Genomic DNA, 21,062 nt, shown 5'->3' on the forward strand with positions numbered 1-21,062 from the left:
AGAGCAACACAATAGTGTATTTCCGTAGTGATTGAATACTTGTAATTAAATAAATCAGAAGTCTATATAAAATGCGGAATAAATTAATCTTGCAAAAATCAACCACCATTTAGAAAACAGCCTAAATAATAAAACCCCCGCTTATCCGCGAGGGCAACTATATTAATCTTCTTCTAAATATAACTTTCCTGCTACTACTTCCTCCAGTGCCATACCAACGTACTTTTGTGATTTAGGATTTTCTACTTGTAAATCTTTTGTTTCACTAAGTTGTCGTGCACGTTTAGCAGATAAAATAACTAATGTATATTTGGATTTTACTTTTTCCTGTAGAACGTCAATGGAAGGTTCTAACATCATATTTGATCATCCTCCAATATTTTTTTGTATTGTGCCGCCACCCGTTCACGCTTCAAATGCTCACTTTGAATAATGGCTTCAATTTTATCAACTGCATGATCAACTTGATCGTTTACAACGACATAATCATATGCATCCATCATTTCAATTTCTTTTCTAGCTTCCTTTAATCGATTTAATACCAAGTCGTTTGATTCCGTCCCACGACCCAGTATACGATTTTTTAATTCAGCTAAACTCGGCGGGAAAAGGAATATGAAAACTCCTTCAGGAAAATTCTCCTTCACTTGCAAGGCACCCTGAACTTCTATTTCCAAAAAGACATCAAAGCCTTTTTCCAGTGTTTCTTCTACATATTTACGGGGTGTACCATAATAATTATTAACATACTTCGCATATTCTAAAAGTTCATTTTGTTCAATTAAACGTTCAAATTCCTCTTTCGTTTTATAAAAATAGTCCACCCCATCGGTTTCACCAGTTCTCTTTTCTCTGGTCGTCATTGAAATAGAGTATTTTAAATCTGTGGACTTTTCAAACAGTCTTTTTCTAACTGTTCCCTTTCCTACTCCAGATGGTCCAGAAAGAATAAATAAAATTCCCTTCTCATCAATCAAAATGTTTCCTCCTAAATAATTGGGATACAGAAATTATTCCTCAGTAATCTCTTCATTGCTTATAACCCGCTGTCCAACAGTTTCTGGCTGTACAGCAGACAATACGACATGGTCACTGTCTGTAATAATTACCGCTCTCGTTCTACGCCCATATGTTGCGTCAATGAGTTTATTATTTTCCCTAGCAACTGTAATAATACGTTTTATTGGTGCAGACTCGGGTGAAACAATCGAAATAATTCGATTTGCAGACACGACATTACCGAATCCGATGTTTATTAAACTTAAGCTCAAATTCTTTCCCCCTAAATCTCTCATTTATGTAAAAAATCAAAGTACCAATTTAAAGTGAATCAAAAGGAAATCCCTTCATCCCACAGTTTATTAGCACTACATGAGTATAAATGTTAACTGGATGTAAATGATACTTACCATTTCTGAAATATTAATTATATCTAAAAGCGGATGTTCAAAAATGGGAATCTTACAGACCATTATCAACGTGATAGAATGATACCGGTTGATAATTATACAATAAATTATAAAAAAAAAGATAGATATAATTCAAATTTTTATTCCAAATTCTGCACTTGCTCTTTTAATTTTTCAATTTCACTTTTTAAATGAACCGTCCACTCGCTTATCTTCACATCGGTTGATTTAGAGCCGATTGTATTTGCTTCCCGAAGCATTTCCTGTGTAATAAAATCCAATTTCCGTCCAATAGGTTCCCGTTTATCAAGCATTTCCTCAAAATGACACAAATGACTGGAAAGCCTGGTAATTTCTTCGGTAATATCACCCTTTTCCGCTAAAAGGACGATTTCCTGATGAATTCTTGCCTCGTCTAAGGAAACAGTATCCTTTACATGTTCCCCGATTCTTTCTTCAATTCGCTGACGATATTCGTGTATAACTATTTCTCTTCGGTTATGTAGGTCCGCAACGATTTTATCCATTTTTTTCAAATGTACCCGTAAATCCTCGACTAAAAATTGCCCTTCTTGTATTCTCATTTTCTGTACTTCTTCACATGCATTGCTGGTACATTTTAAGATTACATCTTCTAATTGATCTGGTACTTGATCGCTTTCCTGAACAGAAAAAACTTCCGGGATAGAGGGAATTACGGTAATAGGAACTTCACTGGTTAACTGATAACGTTTTTTCGCTTCTTCCATACTTTTCATGTACTGATCCATTAATTCCCAATCCGCTTCAAGCGTTTTTTGGACAAGATTTTTACCATTCAAGGTTAAGAATAACTCTACTCTTCCTCTTTTAAAGTAGGATTTTATTATTTTCTTCATTTTTTCTTCGTACATCATAAGGGAACGAGGAAACTTTATCGAAACGTCCAGGAAACGATGATTGACACTTCTGATTTCAACAGTAACAGAGGTATCCTCTATTTGTAAACTATATCTTCCATATCCTGTCATACTCATTGCCATTATTATCACATCCGTCATTATTATAACATATTGTTAAAAACGAAAACTACTTTGACTAATGAAGAAGAAAAATTCACCCATAAAAACGGCCCGTGAAGGACTAATACCCTTCTCAAATCCTTTAATAGTAGGATTTATCGTAAAAATGGTTACTTTTTAATACTAGTAATTTGAGATGTTTAAGAAAACGATTGTATCTGTTTACCTCATTTCGTCAATTTTATTGCTTTTTAAACTTCGCAGTTAATATAAACTCCTGACCAATGAAAATTCCTATTTATGATGCTCTCGCTTGATCTAATGATTACATCGTGCATGAATACTTACGGTTCGTGGGCACTACCTAAAGTCTCCTCGCGGAAAACCGGTGCGCCTCAAGTCTTCTAGTAAAGCTTCGTAGTAGGATTCCTCCAAGGGAACAAAGAAGATTACTCAAGTAGTAAACTCGCTGCTCAGGTCTGGAACGTGCTATTCCCACAGGACAAGGAACGCGAACTGGAGCTCTACATCGTACGAAGAAAATCGGTTTGTATTTTCGAGGAGTTATCATGAACGAAACTAGCCCCTTAATCGTAACAACGTAGATTAATTTGGTAATACTGAATAACAATCCAAAAATTACCAAATCAGATCTATAATACGAAAGGAGCTAGTATTATGAATGATATCACAAAATACGTAGGTTTAGACGTATCAAAAGACAAAATTGCAGTAACGGTAGATTAAGCTCCAACATAATATAAAGTTATTTAGCAGTGAAAGTAGCGGCCTTTTAGAAAAAAGCCTTCTGTTCTGCTTGTATTCCACAAATACAACCAAAACAAAAGGCCCTTGGAAAGTTTGTTAAGATGATTTATTTTTTAAATCCGAATAATACGGTTGGGATGGCACTTAATGCTCCAATAAATAACCAGTCCCTAAAAGCTAAACTAGTTGTATGGAAAATTGGCTGCAGTGGTGCCCAATAAATCACAATCAGCAACAATAAAATGGAGGATAAAACGGCACCTACAAGATACATATTTCCAAAAGGATTACGATCAAATACAGAGTTTTCTGCTCGGCAATCAAATACATGAATTAACTGAGCCATGACCAGCGTTGCAAAAGCAATGGTTTGTGCATATATAAGATTATCCGGATTATTTTGATAAGTTAGCATAAATGCTATAAGCGTCACCAAACCAATTATTATTCCTCGACTGATGATTTTATAGCCTAATCCCCTGGCAAAAACCCCTTCCCTTGAATTTCTAGGTGGCCGTTTCATGACATTATCTTCAGCCTTGTCCAGTCCAAGCGCCATAGCGGGAAGGCCATCCGTTACCAAATTCACCCATAATATCTGCACAGGTACTAATGGCAAAGGTAGTGCTAACAGCATCGCAAACAACATGACTAATATTTCTCCAACGTTGGAAGCTAGTAAATAACGAATAAATTTTCTTATATTCTCGTATATATTTCTTCCTTCTTGAATGGCCGACTTTATCGTTGCAAAATTATCATCCATTAATACTAGAGAAGATGCTTCCTTCGTTACGTCTGTACCACTAATCCCCATACTAATTCCGATATCACTTGCTTTAATTGCAGGTGCATCATTCACCCCATCACCCGTCATTGCTACAATATGACCCTTCTCTTGAAATGCTTTGACAATCTTCAATTTATGTTCAGGAGTAACCCGTGCAAATACATACGTATCTTCAATAACCTCTTCCAATTCTTCAACGGACATTTGATTTAACTGATGCCCTTCCAAAACTAGTCCATTCTCTGGAAGAAGGTTCAGATTTCTGGCGATTGCGCTTGCTGTATTCACATGGTCACCTGTGATCATCACCGTCTTAATCCCTGCCTGTCTGCACTCTTCTATCGCACTTTTCACTTCTTTTCTAGGAGGGTCAATCATGCCATATAACCCGATAAACGTTAATTCATTTTCTATAAATGCATCATCCAATGAATCACTTTTCGCTAACGGTTTGACACCAATAGCAATCGTACGAAGTGCCTTATTTGCCATATCATCTATGGAACGTTCAATTTTGCTTTTTTCCTCTTTTCCCAGTAATGCTTGTCTTCCCCCTTCTAATAAGTAAGAGGACCTTGGCAGCAATACATCCGGTGCTCCTTTTGTAATCAGAAGACGTTTTCCGTTTTCGTCTTCTATGACAACACTCATTCGTTTCCTTTCCGAATCAAAAGGCAGCTCTTTTATTATCTGGAATTTTTCGCCATCAATTGGTTTCAAGCCAATTTTTCTAGCAGCTACTAACAGTGCGCCATCCGTTGGGTCTCCATCAATATGATATTTTCCTTTTTTAACCATTAAAGTAGCATTATTACAGAGCATCCCATATAAAAGCATGCTTTCTAAATTTGGATAATCTCGGTCTACTTTTTCTTTATTTAAAAAGAAATCACCTCGAATATCATAACCATCCCCGGTAACATATAAATGCTTTCCATTTAAAAAAATTTCTTTAACGGTCATTTGATTTTCTGTCATGGTTCCTGTTTTATCTGAACAAATAACAGAGGCCGTTCCCAATGTTTCTACTGCAGAAAGCTTTCGCACGATTGCTTTCTTCTTAATCATTCGCTGTACACCAAGTGATAATGCGACCGTAACAATGGCTGGTAAACCTTCAGGAATGGCTGCTACGGCTAAAGAAACACCCGCTAAAAACATTTCGTAAATCGGATTTCCCTGCATGACACCAAGAATAACAACTAGCGCTGTTAATAATAAGGCGACTACAATTAGGATTTTACCTAATTCAGCTAATCTTCTTTCTAATGGTGTTGTCTGTTTCTGTGTATGAACCATTAGGGAGGCGATTTGTCCCATAACCGTATTCATTCCCGTACCGACAACGACACCAATCCCTGAACCCCTTGTGACAAGAGTTCCCATAAACCCCATGTTTGCTTGATCCTGGGCTTCCAGATTATCTCTTTGAATCGCACTTGCATGCTTTACTACCGGCAAAGACTCTCCAGTCAGTGCGGATTCTTCGGTTTCCATACTATTTGATTTAATGATTCGTACGTCAGCAGGAATTCTGTCCCCACTGTTCATTCGGACAATATCCCCTACTACTATTTCCTTAGAAGGGATTTTTTCCCATTTTCCATCTCGAAGCACATTAGCCATAGGAGCAGACAATTCTTTTAACTTTTCGAGCGACTTTTCCGCCTTCTGCTCCTGGAAGTATCCGATAAATCCATTCACCAAAACAATGACCATAATAGCTATTGCATCAATGTATTCGCCAAGCAATCCAGCGATTAGTGTTGCGGCCAGCAGGACAAGAATCATAAAGTCCTGAAACTGTTTTAAGAATATTAGCCATTTCGGTGTACGTTTTTGTGATTCCAATTCATTTAGTCCATATTGTTTCATTCGTTCTTGAACCTGTTTGGAATTCAAGCCTTTAGACGATAAAACGTGCAGCTTCCTTTCTACTTTTTCTACATCTAATTGATACCACTTCATCTGCATTCCTCCGGGATAATAGATAATACAATCTTGTTAACTCCTAATTGATATCTATGCATACTTGTCCCAAAAAATGCTATAATTGCTCAGGGAGGTGATGGAAATGCCTTTTGATGGTATTGTCACTAGAGCAGTAACAGAAGAAATGAAAAATCTGCTAACACCAGGAAGAATTACGAAAATATATCAACCAACAGCAACAGAACTAGTTTTTACGGTTCGCAGTCAGGGGAACAATAACTCTTTATTATTGTCGATTCATCCTACTTATTCACGATTTCATCTAACCGATGATACATATACAAATCCTAAAGAAGCACCGATGTTTTGTATGATACTAAGAAAACATTTATCAGGTGCAACGATTGAATCCATTGATCAGCATGAAATGGAAAGGATTGTTACCTTTACAATAAAGTCGAGAAATGAAATTGGAGATATTAGTCAAAAACTGCTAATTATCGAACTTATGGGCAAACACAGTAATATTATGCTTGTTGATAAAGAGAAGGGTCATATTATCGATAGTATGAAACACATATCAACAGCCCAAAATCGCCACCGTACTATTTTACCGGGGCAAGAATATATTTTCCCCCCTGTACAAAATAAATTAAATCCACTGAAGATAAGTGGTGATGAATTTATAAAGCGACTCGATTTTAATGCCGGAAAAATGGAAATGCAAATCGTAAATACGCTTGAAGGATTCTCCCCTTTTCTGGCAAAAGAGCTGGTACATCGTATTCATCTAGGATCACTTCAAGTTTATGAAGAGAAATTTATAGAAATGAAGGAACAGATAGCCGAAAACCAATTTAAACCAGCCATTTACCGAAATAAGAAGGAAGATTTCCATGTAATTCCGATTTACTCCTTTAAAGGAGAATCCGAATCCTTTGAAGACATAAATAAGATGCTGGATGCCTTTTATTCCGGAAAGGCTGAGCGAGATCGGGTAAAACAGCAAGCAAAAGACTTATATCGATTTATCAAAAATGAAAGAAGCAAAAATGAACGCAAATTAAAAAAACATGAGAAAACAATCAAAAAAGCGGAGAATGCTGATGAATATCAGCGATTAGGTGAACTACTCACCGCCCATATGCATCTCGTATCAAAAGGTGATAAAGAGGTCAAAGTAATGAATTACTATGACCCGGAACAAAGTGAACTAACCATTCCATTAAATCCAAATAAGACACCTAGTGAGAATGCACAAAACTATTTTAAAACGTATCAGAAATTAAAGACATCCAAATATATTGTGGAAAAAGAAATCGAAAAGACTAAAGAGGAAATTCACTATTTTGACCAACTGCTACAGCAAATGGATGTCGCAAGTATGGAAGATATTGAAGAAATTCGCGATGAATTACGGGAAGAAGGGTATCTAAAAAAACAAAAGAAAACAAAGAAAAACAAAAACAAGCCTGCTAAACCGGTTCCGGAAAAGTATATTTCCTCTGATGGTACCGAAATTCTAGTCGGTAAAAACAATAAACAAAATGAATACTTAACCATGAAACTGGCGCGCCGGGATGAAGTATGGCTTCATACGAAAGACATACCCGGTTCCCATGTCGTTATCCGGGAACAGGAACCAAGTGAAAAAACGTTAGAGGAAGCAGCACAAATTGCCGCATATTTCAGTAAATCACAGAACTCTTCTACCGTTCCTGTTGACTATACAAAGATACGGCATGTACGAAAGCCAAATGGAGCCAAACCGGGGTTTGTTATTTATGAAAATCAGAAAACATTATTTGTTACACCGTCCAAAGAAATCGTCGATAAACTAAGAGTAAAATAGTAAAAGAAGCGCAAGTATCCCTTTCTTAAAGGATACTTGCGCTTCTTTTAAGCTAAACTGGAAATTTCTCCTTAAGCTTATTCTATGATGGTAACTTCGACTGTTCTTCTGCCCCAGCTATATGCTTCATCTTTTGTCGGTACATGGACATCAATTTTATTTCCTTTAATGGCACCACCGGTATCAGCAGCAACAGCATAGCCATAACCTTCTACGTACACTCTCGTACCAAGCGGTATAATATTCGGATCAACGGCAATTACTTTCTTATTGGGATTATCCTTTAGATTAACACCTGTTGCAGTAATGCCTGAACATCCGGAACAATACGCTGTATAGGCGGTTGCTTCAACAGATAAGGTTTTTCCTTCCAGTGTCGTTTCCTGTTTTTCCGGTTCGTCTTTCTCTTTCGATTTACTTACTTCCGTGCTGGCTGCTGAAACAACAGATTCTGATTCCGCTTCTGAAGAACTATTATTACTAGCGGGTTTTTCTGCTTTATGAAAATACTCACCATTTACGATTAACTGCTGCCCTGTAATAATGAGATCCGAGGGAAGATTATTCCAAGCTTTGAGTTTTTCAACGGTGACGTCATCTCCCTGCACTTCGCTAATCTCACTCAGCGTATCTCCCTTTTGCACCTCATAATACTCAACATCTTCTTCATCTATTTTCAATACCTGTTTCGGGTAAATTAAGGATGAATGTAATCCATTTATATCCATCAGCGCTTCCACGCTTGTATTCTTTTCGTTTGCTATATCCCAAAGGGTGTCCCCCTCTTTCACCTCATAATCGGCTGCTGATGCCACTTTTGCAAACAAACCTATAATCATAAACCCAACAAATAGAGATACTAACTTTTTCATTATGTAGTCCCCCTCATAATTATTGACAAGCTAATCTTATCATGGGGCCACCCTATTTGTGGTTACAGCCTGTTTAAGTATCCATGTCAGAAATTACAAATATTATATAAATAGGTTAATCGGTTCTAGCTTGTCTTTCTCCAGCATAGAATAAAACGTTGTACATGCCAATTGTATTCTTATATATATTCTGTATAGGTTAATGCTTTTATAAAATGATTAACTTGTGGAAGTTGACGTACCCCTTCCTGAAAACATAGCCACGTATCCCTCGTAACGGGTTGACCATTTAATTCCAGTGGAATATGTGGGTACTCTTCTTTCATGGAATCGGAAACACTTTCCGGCAGTACTGCCATGCCTATTCCCTGTTTCATAAATTGTTTGCATGTTTCAATTTGATCAACCGTCATCATTTTTAATGGTTTAATCTTTTCCTGATGATAATACAACCAGTTGTCCACTTGTTCATGCATACTGTCATCACTCTTAAAGGAAATTAACGGTCTCTCTTTTAATTTTCTTGTTGGAAATGGTTCTGTATCAAAAATATACAAAGGGTCAGCAAATAGCCGGATACACTGACTATCCTTTAATTTATCTCCTCTGATAATGCTGACATGATAGTTTTTATGATCTCGTCTAATATCCTCACTGATTCCTGTTACGAGATCAATCGTTACATTCGGATATTTGGCTGTATATTCTCCTAATATTGCAGGCAGGAAGCGCTGACTAATAACCGACGAACAGGCAATCGATAACGTTCCCTGAACTTCACTACTCGATTTTGCCAGCTGATCCTTGAGTGCATTTTCCTGTTCCACTATTTTCCTGGCATAATTCAAGATAATTTCCCCACTTGGAGTTGGCATTAACTGTTTCGAGGTGCGAATAAATATCGTCACACCAAAATATTCTTCAATATATTTCAATCTTTGCGTAACCGCAGGCTGAGAAATTAAGATAACTTTTGCTGTACCGCGAATCGTTCCAATTTCATTTAATTTTAATAGTAACTCATAGTCTTCAATTTTCATGGCAGACTTCCTTTGATAAGTATTTATTATAACTTTTGATTATAAAACGGAATTTTACTTATTACACTTATCATCATATGATAAATATAGAAAAAAGAAAAGAGGGGTAAACGTGAATGGCAAAGAGAAAGTAAAACAGGTTTTTTCAAGGAATAGAGAAGCATATATATCGAGTAGCACTCATTTGAAAGGTCCGGACTTAGAGTTTGTTAGTTGACTGGCTTTCACCTGACTTACAAATGTCGGTCCTAGACATTGCCACTGGTGGCGGACATGTTGCCAAGACTCTTTCCCCATTTGTCCAAACCGTCTTTGCGACCGATCTAACGAAAGAGATGTTAGCTGTTACGGCCAATTATCTACATGACTATAAAAATATTCACTACGTTATTGCTGATGCAGAAGATTTACCTTTTCTGGACCAGAGCTTTGACATCGTCACATGCAGGATTGCAGCTCACCATTTTCAGGATAAGGAAAGATTTATTCAGGGGGTAAAGCGTGTTCTTAAAGATGATGGAAAGTTCCTTTTTATTGACAATGTTACACCCTAAAATGAGTTACTTGATGCATTTATAAATACATTGGAAAAGATGCGTGACTACAGCCATGTCCGTTCTCTAACCATTTCACAATGGAAACAACTATTAGTGAAATACGGCTTAAGGATCAACAAACAAATGACAAGAAAGAAAAGTTTGCCTTATGATGAATGGTTGAATCGTACGCTAAAACTAGATAATGAAAAGATCAGAGTTACAAACTACCAGTTACATTCCTCAGAAGAAATACAAGATTACTATGATATCAAAATCAGCAATAATCACATTCTCTCATTCGCAATCGACGAATGGATGATAATAGCCGATCAGAAAACGAAGCATTCATCTGTTCTTTAGCAAAAGGATTGTTGCTTTTAAAAAAAGTATTATTCCCATTTTCGGAAAAATTTGAACTCATGGAAATTATCATCGTGACTCTCGTTGTTCTAATGACGTTTAGCGTGCTTACATTCGCTCCGGCAGAATACTCCGTTTTCCGTGGGCACGACCTCAGCCTCCTCGCGGAAAACCGGTGCGCCTGCGTCTTCTAGTAACGCTTCGTAATAGAATTCCTCTGCGCAAGGGAACAAAGAAGATTACTCAAATAGTACCCTCCTGCGGGGGTCGAACCAACAATATGTCAAAACTATATGCTTCCTTATGTAAGAAAAAAGTTCATAAGGGATTGATTTCCCCTATGAACGCTTTATAATTGATTTCGCCAATCTAGCAGTTTAATCTTCTCATCGTTCGTTAACTTTTCATCGTTAAACAGTGCATCTATCAGTTCATCAAAATTCGTTATCGTTGAAAAGGCTAGATTTGCTGCTGCAAATTGCTGAACAGATTTCTTTAGACCATAAGTGAAAATTGCAAGCACACTTAGTACCTCAGCACCCTCTTTTTGCAGTGCTTGAGCAGATTCTATGGAAGAACCGCCAGTTGAAATAAGGTCCTCAATCACAACTACTTTTTGGTCTTTTTTTATTTCTCCTTCTATTTGGTTTCCTTTTCCATGTCCTTTTGGTTTAGATCGTACATAAACCATAGGAATACCTAATCTGTCTGCAAGCCATGCAGCATGGGGAATTCCTGCGGTTGCACATCCAGCAATAACATCCGGTTTTTCTTCCATTGCTTCCACTTTTTGTGCAAATGCTTCGGCAATTTTTTTACGAATCGCAGGATAAGACATCGTTAAACGGTTATCACAATAGATTGGTGATTGTATGCCTGATGTCCATGTAAAATATTTATTTGGATTAATTTGTACAGCTTTGATTGCTAATAAATCCCGCGCTAATTCCTGACTTAATGTCATTTGATGTCCAACTCCTTTACGGCTCTTTCATAAGCATTCCTTGGTTTAACTGCTTCTGTTATGCTTCTGCCAATTACAAGTATATCTGAACCATTTTCTTTAGCATATTTTGGCGTCGCCACCCGTTTTTGATCGTTCACGTTAGAATTTTCCAGGCGGATTCCCGGTGTAACCGTAAGATAATCAGAACCGCATTTTTCCTTAATTTGCTTGGCTTCGTGAACCGAGCATACAACACCATCTGCTCCATTTTGCTTTGCAAAGTCAGCGAAATGAACAGCGTTTTCTGTTACTAATCCTGGAATGTGCAACTCATTGTTTAACGTCTGCTCATCCACCGAGGTTAAGATGGTTACGGCAATTAGCTTGGTTTTCTTATTGCTGCTCAAAAGCCCTTCTTTAGCTGCTTGGATCATATCACTCCCGCCTAAAGCATGTACATTAACGATATCCACTTCAAGATTTCCTAAGTTTCGCATCGCCTTCATCACGGTAGTCGGTATATCGTGCAGCTTTAGATCAAGAAAAATAGAATGATTGTTTGCTTTTAATTTATCAATGACAGAGGGTCCTTCACGGTAGAAAAGTTCCATTCCTACTTTAACCGGAACACCTTGAAGTTCATTTTTTATTAAAAAATTTTCTGCTTCTTTCCAATTTGGAAAATCAAGCGCAATATAGATCGAATCATTTACCATGTTATATAACCACCTTTCCGATGGCATCTTCCACAGAAGTAAATCCGTATTTTTCTAAAGTAGCTGGAAGGGCATCGATAATTTCAGAACATATGAGTGGATTCGTAAAATTAGCAGTTCCGACTGCTACTGCGCTTGCACCGGCTAACAAAAATTCCAGTACATCCTCCGCACTAGTAATTCCACCCATTCCAATGATTGGAATCGATACATGCTGTTTCACTTCATAAATCATTCGAACTGCGATAGGTTTAATGGCAGGCCCTGATAAACCACCTGTTTTATTGGCTATAAGCGGCTGTTTAGTTGGTAAGTGAATCTGCATCCCTGTTAGTGTGTTAATCATGGACAAACCATCGGCTCCTGCACTTTCTACCGCTTTTGCCATACCAACAATATCAGAAACATTTGGTGACAGTTTGACATAGACTGGCAAATTGCTTGCCTTTTTCACCTTCTCCGTTACCTTAGCAGCCATAGATGGATTGGTACCAAATTGAATACCGCCTTCTTTTACATTTGGACAGGAAATGTTTAATTCCAGCGCATGAACATCTTTTGTTGCATTAAAAGTTCCAGCAACTAATTCATATTCTTCGATTGTGCTTCCTGCGACATTTGCAATTATGGACGTATCATAGTTTGCTAAAAACGGGACTTCGTTTTCTATGATTTTTTCTACGCCAGGGTTTTGTAAACCTATTGCATTTAACATTCCTGATGACGTTTCTGCAACACGTGGAGTAGGATTACCAAATCGTTCCCTTCCCGTTGCCGCCTTCATAATAATCGCACCCAATTTGCTTAAATCATAAAATTGGCTATATTCTCTGCCAAACCCAAAGCAACCAGAGGCAGGCATGATCGGATTTTTCAAGTTCAAGCCAGGTAACTGAACCTTCAAATCTATCATAGGACAACCTCCCTGGCATCAAATACAGGACCATCGCTGCATATTTTCTTATAGCCCTTTTCTGTTTTTGTTGGCAGCACACAGGCAAAACACGCTCCAACCCCGCATCCCATTCTTTCTTCCAAGGATATAAAACCCGTTTTTTCCTGCAGTTTATTTGTAATTGCTTTTAACATTGGTAGTGGTCCACAAGAATAGTAGTTGTCAAACTTTCCAACTTTATGAAGGGCATTCGTAACAAATCCTTTATCCCCGTATGAACCGTCATTCGTTACGATAAAGGTTTCTCCTAATTCTTGGAATTCCTCTTCATAAAAAACATGTTCTTTGGACTGAAATCCCAATACAGAAATAACATTTATACCTTGATTAGCGTATGTTTTACCGAGGTAATACATAGGAGGGACACCAATCCCTCCACCTATAAGCAGTACAGTAGATTTACCTTTCGTATCCACCGTAAAACCATTCCCGCCTGGCCCTAAAACATCAAGTAATGCACCAGAATTTACTTCCGCTAATTGCTCAGTACCTGAACCTAATTTTTTAAACAAGATCGTAACTAGTTTTTTTTCTTTATCAACATCTGCTATCGAAATCGGCCTTCTTAGTGAATGACCTTCCAGTAAGATATGAAGGAATTGTCCCGGTACTGCTGTCTCACTGATATATGAATTTTCCAGCTTCATTTCAACCGTGTCTTTAGCAATTTCTTTAGATGAAATCACTTGCATGCTTTCTTTTTTGATCATATTACCACTGCCTCTTGATCTGTCATAGGTTTCGCACTGAACGTGGTGGAATCAATAACATTTAATATCGCATTTGCTGTATCCAAGTTCGTTAGACATGCAATTCCATGCTCGACTGCTTCCCTGCGAATTAAGAAACCATCTGAACGCGGTTTTTTACCAGAATTTAACGTATTGATGACAAATTGAACATGCCCGCTTTCAATCGTAGAAAGAACGTTTGGTTCATTGGATCCAACCTTTTCCACCTTCACTACAGGAATTCCTAGTTGCTGGACATATTCTGCCGTACCTTTGGTTGCATATAGCTGAAAACCTAGTTGATGGAATCGGTCCGCAATTTCCTGAATTTCCTCTTTATCTTTATCGGCAACCGTTAATAGCACACCACCTTCTTGTGGAATTTTAATTCCGGAAGCGATTAATCCTTTGTAAAGTGCCTTTTCCAATGTCTTGTCATAACCAATTGCCTCGCCAGTCGATTTCATTTCTGGCCCAAGAATGATATCTACACTGCGCAGCTTTTCAAAGGAGAAGACTGGAATTTTAACAGAAACCTGGTCTTTTTCAGGTAGTATTCCTGTTTCGTATCCTAAATCAGCTAATTTTGTTCCTAATATACATTTGGTAGCGATATTTGCCATCGTTACTTCGGTAATTTTACTTAAGAATGGTATGGTTCGGCTTGCTCTTGGATTCACCTCTAAGATATATACATCTTCATCACGGATAATAAATTGGATATTAATCAGCCCTTTGACGCGAAGAGCTGCCGAAATTTTTGTTGCAGCATCCATACATTTTTGTTTTACGGCTTGACTGATTCGCTGTGGTGGATAAACGGCCATCGAGTCACCAGAATGAACTCCTGATCGTTCAATATGCTCCATGATTCCTGGAACAATCGTTGTTTCTCCATCACTGATAGCATCTACTTCCACTTCAATTCCGGTAATATATTTATCAATTAGGATGGGATGTTTGGGATCCACTTTATCCGTTTTTTGCAAGTAACTATGAAGTTCATCATCACTGTAAACAATTTCCATCTTGCTTCCGCCGATAACATAGGATGGGCGCACTAATACAGGGTATCCGATAGAATTGGCAACATCTAACGCCTGATCTAGTTTTCGTACTGCCTTTCCTTTGGGACGAAGTAAATCCAGTTCATCCAATAAAATTTCAAATTTATCCCGATCTTCTGCACGGTCAATCGATTCCAGACTTGTTCCTAAAATTTTGACCCCTCTTCGTTCCAATCCTGCGGCAAGATTAATCGCTGTTTGCCCTCCAAATTGAACAATAACTCCTTCTGGCTTTTCAAGGTTTACAACATGCATAACATCTTCCAATGTTAATGGCTCAAAATAAAGTTTGTCGGAAATACTGAAGTCTGTAGACACCGTTTCCGGATTATTATTCATAATGATTGCTTCATAACCCATTTCCTTAATTGCAAGTACGGAATGTACCGTCGCATAATCGAATTCGATTCCTTGTCCAATTCGAATCGGTCCGGATCCCAGAACAAGGATTTTTTTGCGATTAGAAACGATGGATTCATTTTCTTCCTCATACGTACTGTAGAAATACGGTGTTTCTGATTCAAATTCTGCAGCACATGTATCCACCATTTTATAAACTGGTACAATTTGCTTTTTCGTACGGAAAGCATAGACTTCGTCAACCGACACTCCCCATAGTCTAGCAATTTGTACGTCGGATACACCTAATTCTTTCACTGTTTCCAAGATTTCCACAGAAAATGGATGTTCTTTTATTTCAATTTCCAGATGAATCAGATTTTGAATTTTTACTAAGAAGAACCGGTCGATTTTCGTTAAATCAAAAACTTCATCAATGGTCATCCCGCGGCGGAATGCTTCTGCAAGTATAAAGATCCGCTCGTCATCAGCTTTTTTCAGACGCTTGATTAATACATCCTTCTCTACGTTTTCCAAAGCCTTTTGCCAAAGTTCCTCTGTACCACTTTCCAGGGAGCGAATACCTTTTAATAACGACTCTTCAAAGTTCCGCCCAATTGCCATGACTTCTCCTGTTGCTTTCATTTGCGTTCCCAGCTTTCTGTCACCCATGATAAATTTATCGAATGGGAAACGAGGGAACTTCGATACAACATAGTCCAAGGATGGCTCAAACATGGCATATGTTTTACCAGTAATAGGGTTCATGATTTCATCCAATGTATAGCCGACTGCAATTTTGGCAGCCACTTTCGCAATCGGATAACCCGTAGCTTTCGAAGCGAGTGCAGAAGACCTGCTTACCCGAGGATTAACCTCAATAATATAGTAATCAAAACTATTTGGGTCCAGCGCCAATTGAACATTACATCCACCTTCAATTTCTAAGGCACGGATAATTTTTAGTGATGCATTCCGCAACAAGTGGTATTCTCGGTCACTTAATGTTTGTGATGGGGCAACAACAATCGAATCTCCAGTATGGATTCCAACTGGATCGACATTTTCCATGTTACACACGACAATTGCCTGATCATTCTTATCACGCATGACCTCATATTCAATTTCTTTGAAACCTGCAATATTTTTTTCAATTAAACATTGACTAACTGGGGATAGGGAAAGACCATTTCTTGTAATTTCCTTCAGTTCTTCTTCGTTATAGCACATCCCACCACCTGTACCGCCAAGTGTATATGCGGGGCGAACAATTAAAGGAAAGCCAATTTCACTCGCAAAGTCGAGTGCTTCTTCTACCGTATGAACGATTCTGCTTTCAGGCACTGGTTCACCCAACTCTTGCATTAAGGTTCTAAATTGCTCACGGTCTTCGGCTTTTTGGATGGCTTCTAATGAAGTACCAAGTAAGGAGACATTATATTTCTTTAAAACTCCTGCTTCTTCCAAAGCAATCGCTAAGTTCAGACCTGTTTGCCCACCTAATGTCGGTAGTAAGGCATCTGGCTGTTCTTTCCGAATAATCTTTGTTAAAAACTCAACCGTTAAAGGTTCCATATATACCTTATCTGCTACGGTATTATCCGTCATAATCGTGGCTGGATTGGAATTTGCCAGGATAACCGTATATCCTTCTTCTTTTAACGACTGACATGCTTGTGTTCCGGAGTAGTCAAATTCTGCTGCTTGCCCGATCACAATCGGTCCTGATCCAATAACTAGAATTTTTTCTATTGCATTATTTTTAGGCATACACTTCCACCTCTTTCTTGGTGAGATTCTCTTTCATCATGTTTAAAAATTCGTCAAACAGGTAGTTCGTATCCTCTGGCCCTGGTGATGCTTCCGGATGATACTGAACGGAAAATGCCGGATACAGAGTATGTCGGATGCCTTCTACTGTACTGTCATTTAATGCTACTTGTGTCAGTTCCAGTCCTGTACCTTTCAATGACGCTTCGCTTACCGCATAACTATGATTTTGTGAAGTTAAATACGTTTTATTTGTATGAATATCTTTGACTGGATGGTTGGCACCTCGGTGGCCAAATTTTAATTTTTCTGTATCTGCTCCATTTGCAAGTGCGAGCAGCTGGTGACCAAGGCAAATTCCAAAAATCGGTATATTGCCAATAACCTGTTTAATCATTTTGATAGCTTCTGGAACATCTTTTGGATCTCCAGGGCCATTTGTCAACATAATTCCATCTGGTTTTAACCGTAAAATATTTTCCGCGCTGTAGTTATAAGGTACCACCGTAATATGGCAATCCCGCTTCGTTAATTCTCTTAAAATTCCATGTTTTGCACCAAAATCAACCATGACCACTCGCATCCCGCGACCTGGAACAACATATGGTTTTACAGTGGAGGTACGGCTGACCTGATCCGTTGGAAAACTTGTATGTTTCAGTTTTGCAGCTATATCTTCTGCAGATTGATCCATATCAGCAATCATTGCCTTCATTGTTCCGTATTTACGAATAATTTTAGTAAGTTTTCGAGTATCAATCCCAGAGATTCCTGGTATATCATGGGCCTTTAAAAAGTGGTCCAAGCTCTCCTCATTTCGAAAATTAGATGGTGAAGTACTAACTTCTTTTACAATAAATCCATTAATAAAAGGTGTGATTGTCTCAAAATCATCTCGGTTTATCCCATAATTTCCCACAAGCGGATAAGTCATCGTAACCATTTGACCGCAGTAAGATGGATCTGTAATGACTTCCTGATATCCTGTCATCCCCGTATTAAACACTACTTCTCCAGATTGTGTACGTTCACTGCCAAATGATGTGCCAATAAATACTGTCCCATCTTCTAAAATCAATTGTCGTTTAGCCATGAATATCCTCCTCATCAATGTATGCGACATTTCCTTCAACCATCGTTAAGACTGGCTGCCCGGTGACTTTCCAATCATGAAATGGTGTGTTTTTCCCTTTAGAAAAAAATGTTTCTTTATCTATGACACTATTTTTATTTAAGTTTACTACGGTTATATCTGCTGCTGCATTCTCTTCTAATTTGCCATATGGTAATGTAAATACTTCAGCTGGTTTAATAGATAACCATTCTACTAATTGATGAAGTGTTATTTTTTCTGTTTGTACCAGATTGGTATACAGAAGAGAAAACGCTGTTTCCAGCCCTACAATCCCAAATGGTGCTTCAAGCATCCCTTTTGCTTTCTCTTCCATGGCATGTGGTGCGTGATCTGTTGCAATAAAATCAATGGTTCCATCGATTAATCCTTCCAATAAAGCTTCTTGATCTTCTTTAGCACGAAGCGGCGGATTCATCTTAAAGTCTGTAGAGGCAGTTGTAATGTCCTCTTCATTTAACAATAAATGATGTGGTGTAACCTCGGCTGTAACATGAATTCCAGCTCTTTTTGCATCTCGAATCACACGAACAGATTCCTTCGTACTGACATGGCAAACATGGTAATGACACCCAGTTGCTTCTGCTAATAGTACATCTCTGGCAATTTGGACGGATTCGCTTATGGGAGGAATTCCTGGTAGATGAAGAGATTGACTCACCTTGCCGTCATGAACAACACCTTCGTACACAATGGAGTTATCTTCACAGTGTGCAACAATGGAAGCTCCTGCTTTTTTCGCTCGCGCCATCGCTTGAAGCATGAAATCTGCAGTTTGTATGCCAACACCATCATCTGTAAAGGCAAACACTCCCAAGTCAGCAAGTTCCTCGATATTCGTTAATTCTTCACCTTTTAAATTTTTCGTAATCGAAGCATATGGAAGGACACGTACTTGCGCATCCTGTTTAATTTTTTCAAATAGCGCGTTTACTGTTTCTGAACTGTCAGGTACAGGATTGGTATTCGGCATGGAACACACGGTGGTATAACCTCCGCGTGCTGCTGCTTTCGTTCCGGTCAAAATGGTTTCTTTATGTTCCCCACCAGGTTCTCTGAGGTGTATATGGACATCGACAAAACCAGGTAAAACAACATTTCCTTTGACATCTATTTCTCTATCTGCTTCTTCGTTAATGACAGAACGAATTTCCTTTATTTGCTTATCCTCTATTAAGATTTCACAGTCTTCCAATTTATTTGACGGTAGCAAACGCTTTGCGTTCTTTAAAATTGTTCTCATTTATAATCCCCCACTCTTCTAATAATTCCATGATGATAGCCATTCTTATATAGACTCCATTAGCCATTTGCTTAAATATTCGTGACCTGGAGCACTCTACAAGCTCTGTATCAATCTCCACCCCTCGATTAATCGGTGCTGGATGCATAATGATTGCATTGTCTTTCATTTTTTGTTCTCTTTCTTTCGTTAATCCATATAAGTTTAGGTAATTGGATGTTTCCGCTTGATGAACATGTCTTTCATGCTGAATTCGTAATAGCATCATAACATCACAGATTTCCGCAGCTTTATCAATCGGTATATATGGCATGCCCAGTTCTTCATCTTCAAATCCAGGCGCTGCACAAAGGTAAACTTCCGCACCCAATTTTTGCAGTGCCTGAGCATTTGACCTAGCTACTCGACTATGTTTGATATCCCCCACGATAGCGACTTTTACCTCTAAAAATGTTCCATATTCCTGATATATCGTTAATAAATCAAGCATACACTGTGTAGGATGTTCTGCCTTCCCTGCACCGGCATTGATGATCGGTATGGAAAGTTTACCTTTCAATTGATCAAACCAGTCATCCAATTCATGTCTGATGACCAGCATATTCGCACCAATTGCTTCAAAGGTTTTCGCTGTATCATATAAGGATTCTCCTTTCAAAACGCTGGAAGACTCTGAATGGAAGTCTAATGATTCTAACCCTAACTTTCGCTGTGCAACGATAAAGCTCATTTTTGTTCTCGTACTAGGTTCAAAAAACAGATTCGCTACAAATAGTTGATGATTGAGTTTAAAATCTTTCAAACGATAATATTCCGCTCTTCTTAAAACGTTGTATATATCCTTTACTGGCAACTGATCAACTGAAATAAAATGTTTCATAGCTCCTCCTTAGATTTGTTAGACATTTTCCCCATAAAAAAACCTCTTTGCATAAAAGGCTGCAAAGAGGTACACGTGTAGTATGCTTTTCCGCTGTACACGCTCCATTAAACAACCTTTTAAATCTCTCTGGATTTAATTAAAAGTTGAACTCATTTATTTTTCATATATCGAAACCTTATCTTCTTCATCCGTTTCACTTAATTGAACGACAATAATTTCCTTTTCTGAAGTTGGAATGTTTTTCCCAACATAATCTGCTCGGATTGGCAATTCCCGGTGCCCTCGATCCACTAATACTCCCAGCTGGATAAGTGATGGTCTCCCATTATCCATGACTGCATCCATAGCAGCACGCACGGTTCTGCCTGTATATAAAACATCATCAATTAAGATTAATTTCTTTCCAGATAAATCCTCATTAATTGTTGTAGACTTTAATTCTGGATCTGTACTTTGTGTTACTTTTTCTAAATCATCGCGGTAAAGGGTTATGTCTATTTCACCAACTGGCACATCCATGGATTCAATTTGTTTTATTTTTTCCTGGATTCTTTTTGCTAGCGGTACTCCCCTTGTTTTAATCCCTACTAGAATAAGGTCTTCTCCTCCCTTATTCTTTTCTAATATTTCATGTGCCATTCTAGTTAATGCTCGGTTCATTGCAGCAGCATCTAATATTTCCGCTTTTTTCTTCATCTGTTGCAGCACTCCCTATTT

The 21,062-nt window shown here is 38.1% G+C and carries 19 protein-coding genes; 3 read left to right on the plus strand and 16 right to left on the minus strand.

Translation table 11 applies throughout. The annotated features are described in order from the left end of the window. Nucleotides 1-162: 162 nt before the first annotated feature. From rpoZ to GMJ66_RS11145, 5 genes are all read right to left on the minus strand, one after another. Nucleotides 163-360: a DNA-directed RNA polymerase subunit omega gene (gene rpoZ, locus GMJ66_RS11125; protein ID WP_156290395.1), complete on the minus strand. Its 198-nt coding sequence runs from the start codon at nucleotides 358-360 to the stop codon at nucleotides 163-165. Further along, complete coding sequence (gene gmk / locus GMJ66_RS11130) at nucleotides 357-977, minus strand: guanylate kinase (protein ID WP_156290396.1); 621 nt, start codon at nucleotides 975-977, stop codon at nucleotides 357-359. Before gmk ends, rpoZ begins: the two co-directional genes overlap by 4 nt. A 33-nt stretch (nucleotides 978-1,010) precedes the next feature. Beyond that, on the minus strand, nucleotides 1,011-1,271 hold the full coding sequence (gene remA / locus GMJ66_RS11135) for an extracellular matrix/biofilm regulator RemA (RefSeq protein WP_156290397.1): 261 nt from the start codon (nucleotides 1,269-1,271) through the stop codon (nucleotides 1,011-1,013). Nucleotides 1,272-1,549: 278 nt separating this feature from the next. Then, nucleotides 1,550-2,431, minus strand: coding sequence for a YicC/YloC family endoribonuclease (locus GMJ66_RS11140; RefSeq protein WP_156290398.1), 882 nt, complete (start codon nucleotides 2,429-2,431; stop codon nucleotides 1,550-1,552). 853 nt (nucleotides 2,432-3,284) lie between these two features. Further along, nucleotides 3,285-5,936: a calcium-translocating P-type ATPase, SERCA-type gene (locus GMJ66_RS11145; RefSeq protein WP_156290399.1), complete on the minus strand. Its 2,652-nt coding sequence runs from the start codon at nucleotides 5,934-5,936 to the stop codon at nucleotides 3,285-3,287. A gap of 106 nt (nucleotides 5,937-6,042) precedes the next feature. On the opposite strand from GMJ66_RS11145, the gene GMJ66_RS11150 reads away from it, so the two are divergent. Then, nucleotides 6,043-7,752: an Rqc2 family fibronectin-binding protein gene (locus GMJ66_RS11150; RefSeq protein ID WP_156290400.1), complete on the plus strand. Its 1,710-nt coding sequence runs from the start codon at nucleotides 6,043-6,045 to the stop codon at nucleotides 7,750-7,752. Between the two features lie 77 nt (nucleotides 7,753-7,829). Here GMJ66_RS11150 and GMJ66_RS11155 read toward each other — a convergent pair whose 3' ends face one another. Both GMJ66_RS11155 and GMJ66_RS11160 read right to left on the minus strand, forming a co-directional pair. Beyond that, nucleotides 7,830-8,624: a 3D domain-containing protein gene (locus GMJ66_RS11155; protein WP_156290401.1), complete on the minus strand. Its 795-nt coding sequence runs from the start codon at nucleotides 8,622-8,624 to the stop codon at nucleotides 7,830-7,832. A gap of 179 nt (nucleotides 8,625-8,803) precedes the next feature. Continuing rightward, nucleotides 8,804-9,664, minus strand: a complete 861-nt coding sequence (locus tag GMJ66_RS11160) for a LysR family transcriptional regulator (RefSeq protein ID WP_156290402.1) — start codon at nucleotides 9,662-9,664, stop codon at nucleotides 8,804-8,806. A 206-nt stretch (nucleotides 9,665-9,870) separates the two neighbouring features. Between GMJ66_RS11160 and GMJ66_RS20710 the strand changes: the two genes are divergently transcribed. Further along, nucleotides 9,871-10,218 carry a class I SAM-dependent methyltransferase gene (locus GMJ66_RS20710; protein WP_231514904.1) on the plus strand — a complete coding sequence of 116 codons (348 nt, stop codon included), beginning with the start codon at nucleotides 9,871-9,873 and terminating at the stop codon, nucleotides 10,216-10,218. 126 nt (nucleotides 10,219-10,344) lie between these two features. Further along, a complete protein-coding gene (locus tag GMJ66_RS20715; protein ID WP_231514905.1) occupies nucleotides 10,345-10,563 on the plus strand; it encodes a hypothetical protein in 219 nt (72 codons plus the stop codon). 349 nt (nucleotides 10,564-10,912) lie between these two features. Here the strand turns inward: GMJ66_RS20715 and pyrE are convergent, their stop codons facing one another. The 9 genes from pyrE to pyrR form a co-directional block, all read right to left on the minus strand. Further along, nucleotides 10,913-11,527, minus strand: coding sequence for an orotate phosphoribosyltransferase (gene pyrE, locus GMJ66_RS11170; RefSeq protein WP_156290403.1), 615 nt, complete (start codon nucleotides 11,525-11,527; stop codon nucleotides 10,913-10,915). Further along, nucleotides 11,524-12,225 carry an orotidine-5'-phosphate decarboxylase gene (gene pyrF, locus GMJ66_RS11175; protein ID WP_156290404.1) on the minus strand — a complete coding sequence of 234 codons (702 nt, stop codon included), beginning with the start codon at nucleotides 12,223-12,225 and terminating at the stop codon, nucleotides 11,524-11,526. The genes pyrE and pyrF overlap by 4 nt, the downstream gene beginning before the upstream one ends. A gap of 1 nt (nucleotide 12,226) precedes the next feature. Beyond that, the gene (locus GMJ66_RS11180) at nucleotides 12,227-13,135 is read right to left on the minus strand and encodes a dihydroorotate dehydrogenase (RefSeq protein ID WP_156290551.1); all 909 of its coding nucleotides are present in this window, start codon (nucleotides 13,133-13,135) and stop codon (nucleotides 12,227-12,229) included. After that, nucleotides 13,135-13,890, minus strand: coding sequence for a dihydroorotate dehydrogenase electron transfer subunit (locus tag GMJ66_RS11185; protein ID WP_156290405.1), 756 nt, complete (start codon nucleotides 13,888-13,890; stop codon nucleotides 13,135-13,137). The genes GMJ66_RS11180 and GMJ66_RS11185 overlap by 1 nt, the downstream gene beginning before the upstream one ends. After that, nucleotides 13,887-17,087 carry a carbamoyl-phosphate synthase large subunit gene (gene carB, locus GMJ66_RS11190; protein ID WP_156290406.1) on the minus strand — a complete coding sequence of 1,067 codons (3,201 nt, stop codon included), beginning with the start codon at nucleotides 17,085-17,087 and terminating at the stop codon, nucleotides 13,887-13,889. Before carB ends, GMJ66_RS11185 begins: the two co-directional genes overlap by 4 nt. After that, nucleotides 17,080-18,180 carry a carbamoyl phosphate synthase small subunit gene (locus GMJ66_RS11195; RefSeq protein ID WP_156290407.1) on the minus strand — a complete coding sequence of 367 codons (1,101 nt, stop codon included), beginning with the start codon at nucleotides 18,178-18,180 and terminating at the stop codon, nucleotides 17,080-17,082. The genes carB and GMJ66_RS11195 overlap by 8 nt, the downstream gene beginning before the upstream one ends. Next, the gene (locus GMJ66_RS11200) at nucleotides 18,173-19,462 is read right to left on the minus strand and encodes a dihydroorotase (RefSeq protein ID WP_156290408.1); all 1,290 of its coding nucleotides are present in this window, start codon (nucleotides 19,460-19,462) and stop codon (nucleotides 18,173-18,175) included. Before GMJ66_RS11200 ends, GMJ66_RS11195 begins: the two co-directional genes overlap by 8 nt. Beyond that, nucleotides 19,416-20,342, minus strand: a complete 927-nt coding sequence (locus GMJ66_RS11205; RefSeq protein WP_156290409.1) for an aspartate carbamoyltransferase catalytic subunit — start codon at nucleotides 20,340-20,342, stop codon at nucleotides 19,416-19,418. Before GMJ66_RS11205 ends, GMJ66_RS11200 begins: the two co-directional genes overlap by 47 nt. Nucleotides 20,343-20,498: 156 nt before the next feature. Then, nucleotides 20,499-21,041 (minus strand): bifunctional pyr operon transcriptional regulator/uracil phosphoribosyltransferase PyrR, encoded by a 543-nt coding sequence (pyrR, locus tag GMJ66_RS11210; RefSeq protein ID WP_156290410.1) that lies wholly within the window; start codon nucleotides 21,039-21,041, stop codon nucleotides 20,499-20,501. Nucleotides 21,042-21,062: the final 21 nt, after the last annotated feature.

The sequence above is a fragment of the Oceanobacillus salinisoli genome (assembly GCF_009733865.1).
GTDB classification, from domain to species: Bacteria; Bacillota; Bacilli; order Bacillales; family Amphibacillaceae; genus Oceanobacillus; species Oceanobacillus salinisoli.

Bases quoted from the DNA above. Each gene is read 5' to 3' on its own strand.
- rpoZ (WP_156290395.1), bottom strand. From the start codon at position 360: ATGATGTTAGAACCTTCCATTGACGTTCTACAGGAAAAAGTAAAATCC.
- GMJ66_RS11140 (WP_156290398.1), bottom strand. From the start codon at position 2,431: ATGGCAATGAGTATGACAGGATATGGAAGATATAGTTTACAAATAGAG.
- GMJ66_RS11145 (WP_156290399.1), bottom strand. From the start codon at position 5,936: ATGAAGTGGTATCAATTAGATGTAGAAAAAGTAGAAAGGAAGCTGCAC.
- GMJ66_RS11150 (WP_156290400.1), top strand. From the start codon at position 6,043: ATGCCTTTTGATGGTATTGTCACTAGAGCAGTAACAGAAGAAATGAAA.
- GMJ66_RS11155 (WP_156290401.1), bottom strand. From the start codon at position 8,624: ATGAAAAAGTTAGTATCTCTATTTGTTGGGTTTATGATTATAGGTTTG.
- GMJ66_RS11160 (WP_156290402.1), bottom strand. From the start codon at position 9,664: ATGAAAATTGAAGACTATGAGTTACTATTAAAATTAAATGAAATTGGA.
- GMJ66_RS20715 (WP_231514905.1), top strand. From the start codon at position 10,345: ATGACAAGAAAGAAAAGTTTGCCTTATGATGAATGGTTGAATCGTACG.
- pyrE (WP_156290403.1), bottom strand. From the start codon at position 11,527: ATGACATTAAGTCAGGAATTAGCGCGGGATTTATTAGCAATCAAAGCT.
- pyrF (WP_156290404.1), bottom strand. From the start codon at position 12,225: ATGGTAAATGATTCGATCTATATTGCGCTTGATTTTCCAAATTGGAAA.
- GMJ66_RS11185 (WP_156290405.1), bottom strand. From the start codon at position 13,890: ATGATCAAAAAAGAAAGCATGCAAGTGATTTCATCTAAAGAAATTGCT.
- carB (WP_156290406.1), bottom strand. From the start codon at position 17,087: ATGCCTAAAAATAATGCAATAGAAAAAATTCTAGTTATTGGATCAGGA.
- GMJ66_RS11195 (WP_156290407.1), bottom strand. From the start codon at position 18,180: ATGGCTAAACGACAATTGATTTTAGAAGATGGGACAGTATTTATTGGC.
- GMJ66_RS11200 (WP_156290408.1), bottom strand. From the start codon at position 19,462: ATGAGAACAATTTTAAAGAACGCAAAGCGTTTGCTACCGTCAAATAAA.
- GMJ66_RS11205 (WP_156290409.1), bottom strand. From the start codon at position 20,342: ATGAAACATTTTATTTCAGTTGATCAGTTGCCAGTAAAGGATATATAC.
- pyrR (WP_156290410.1), bottom strand. From the start codon at position 21,041: ATGAAGAAAAAAGCGGAAATATTAGATGCTGCTGCAATGAACCGAGCA.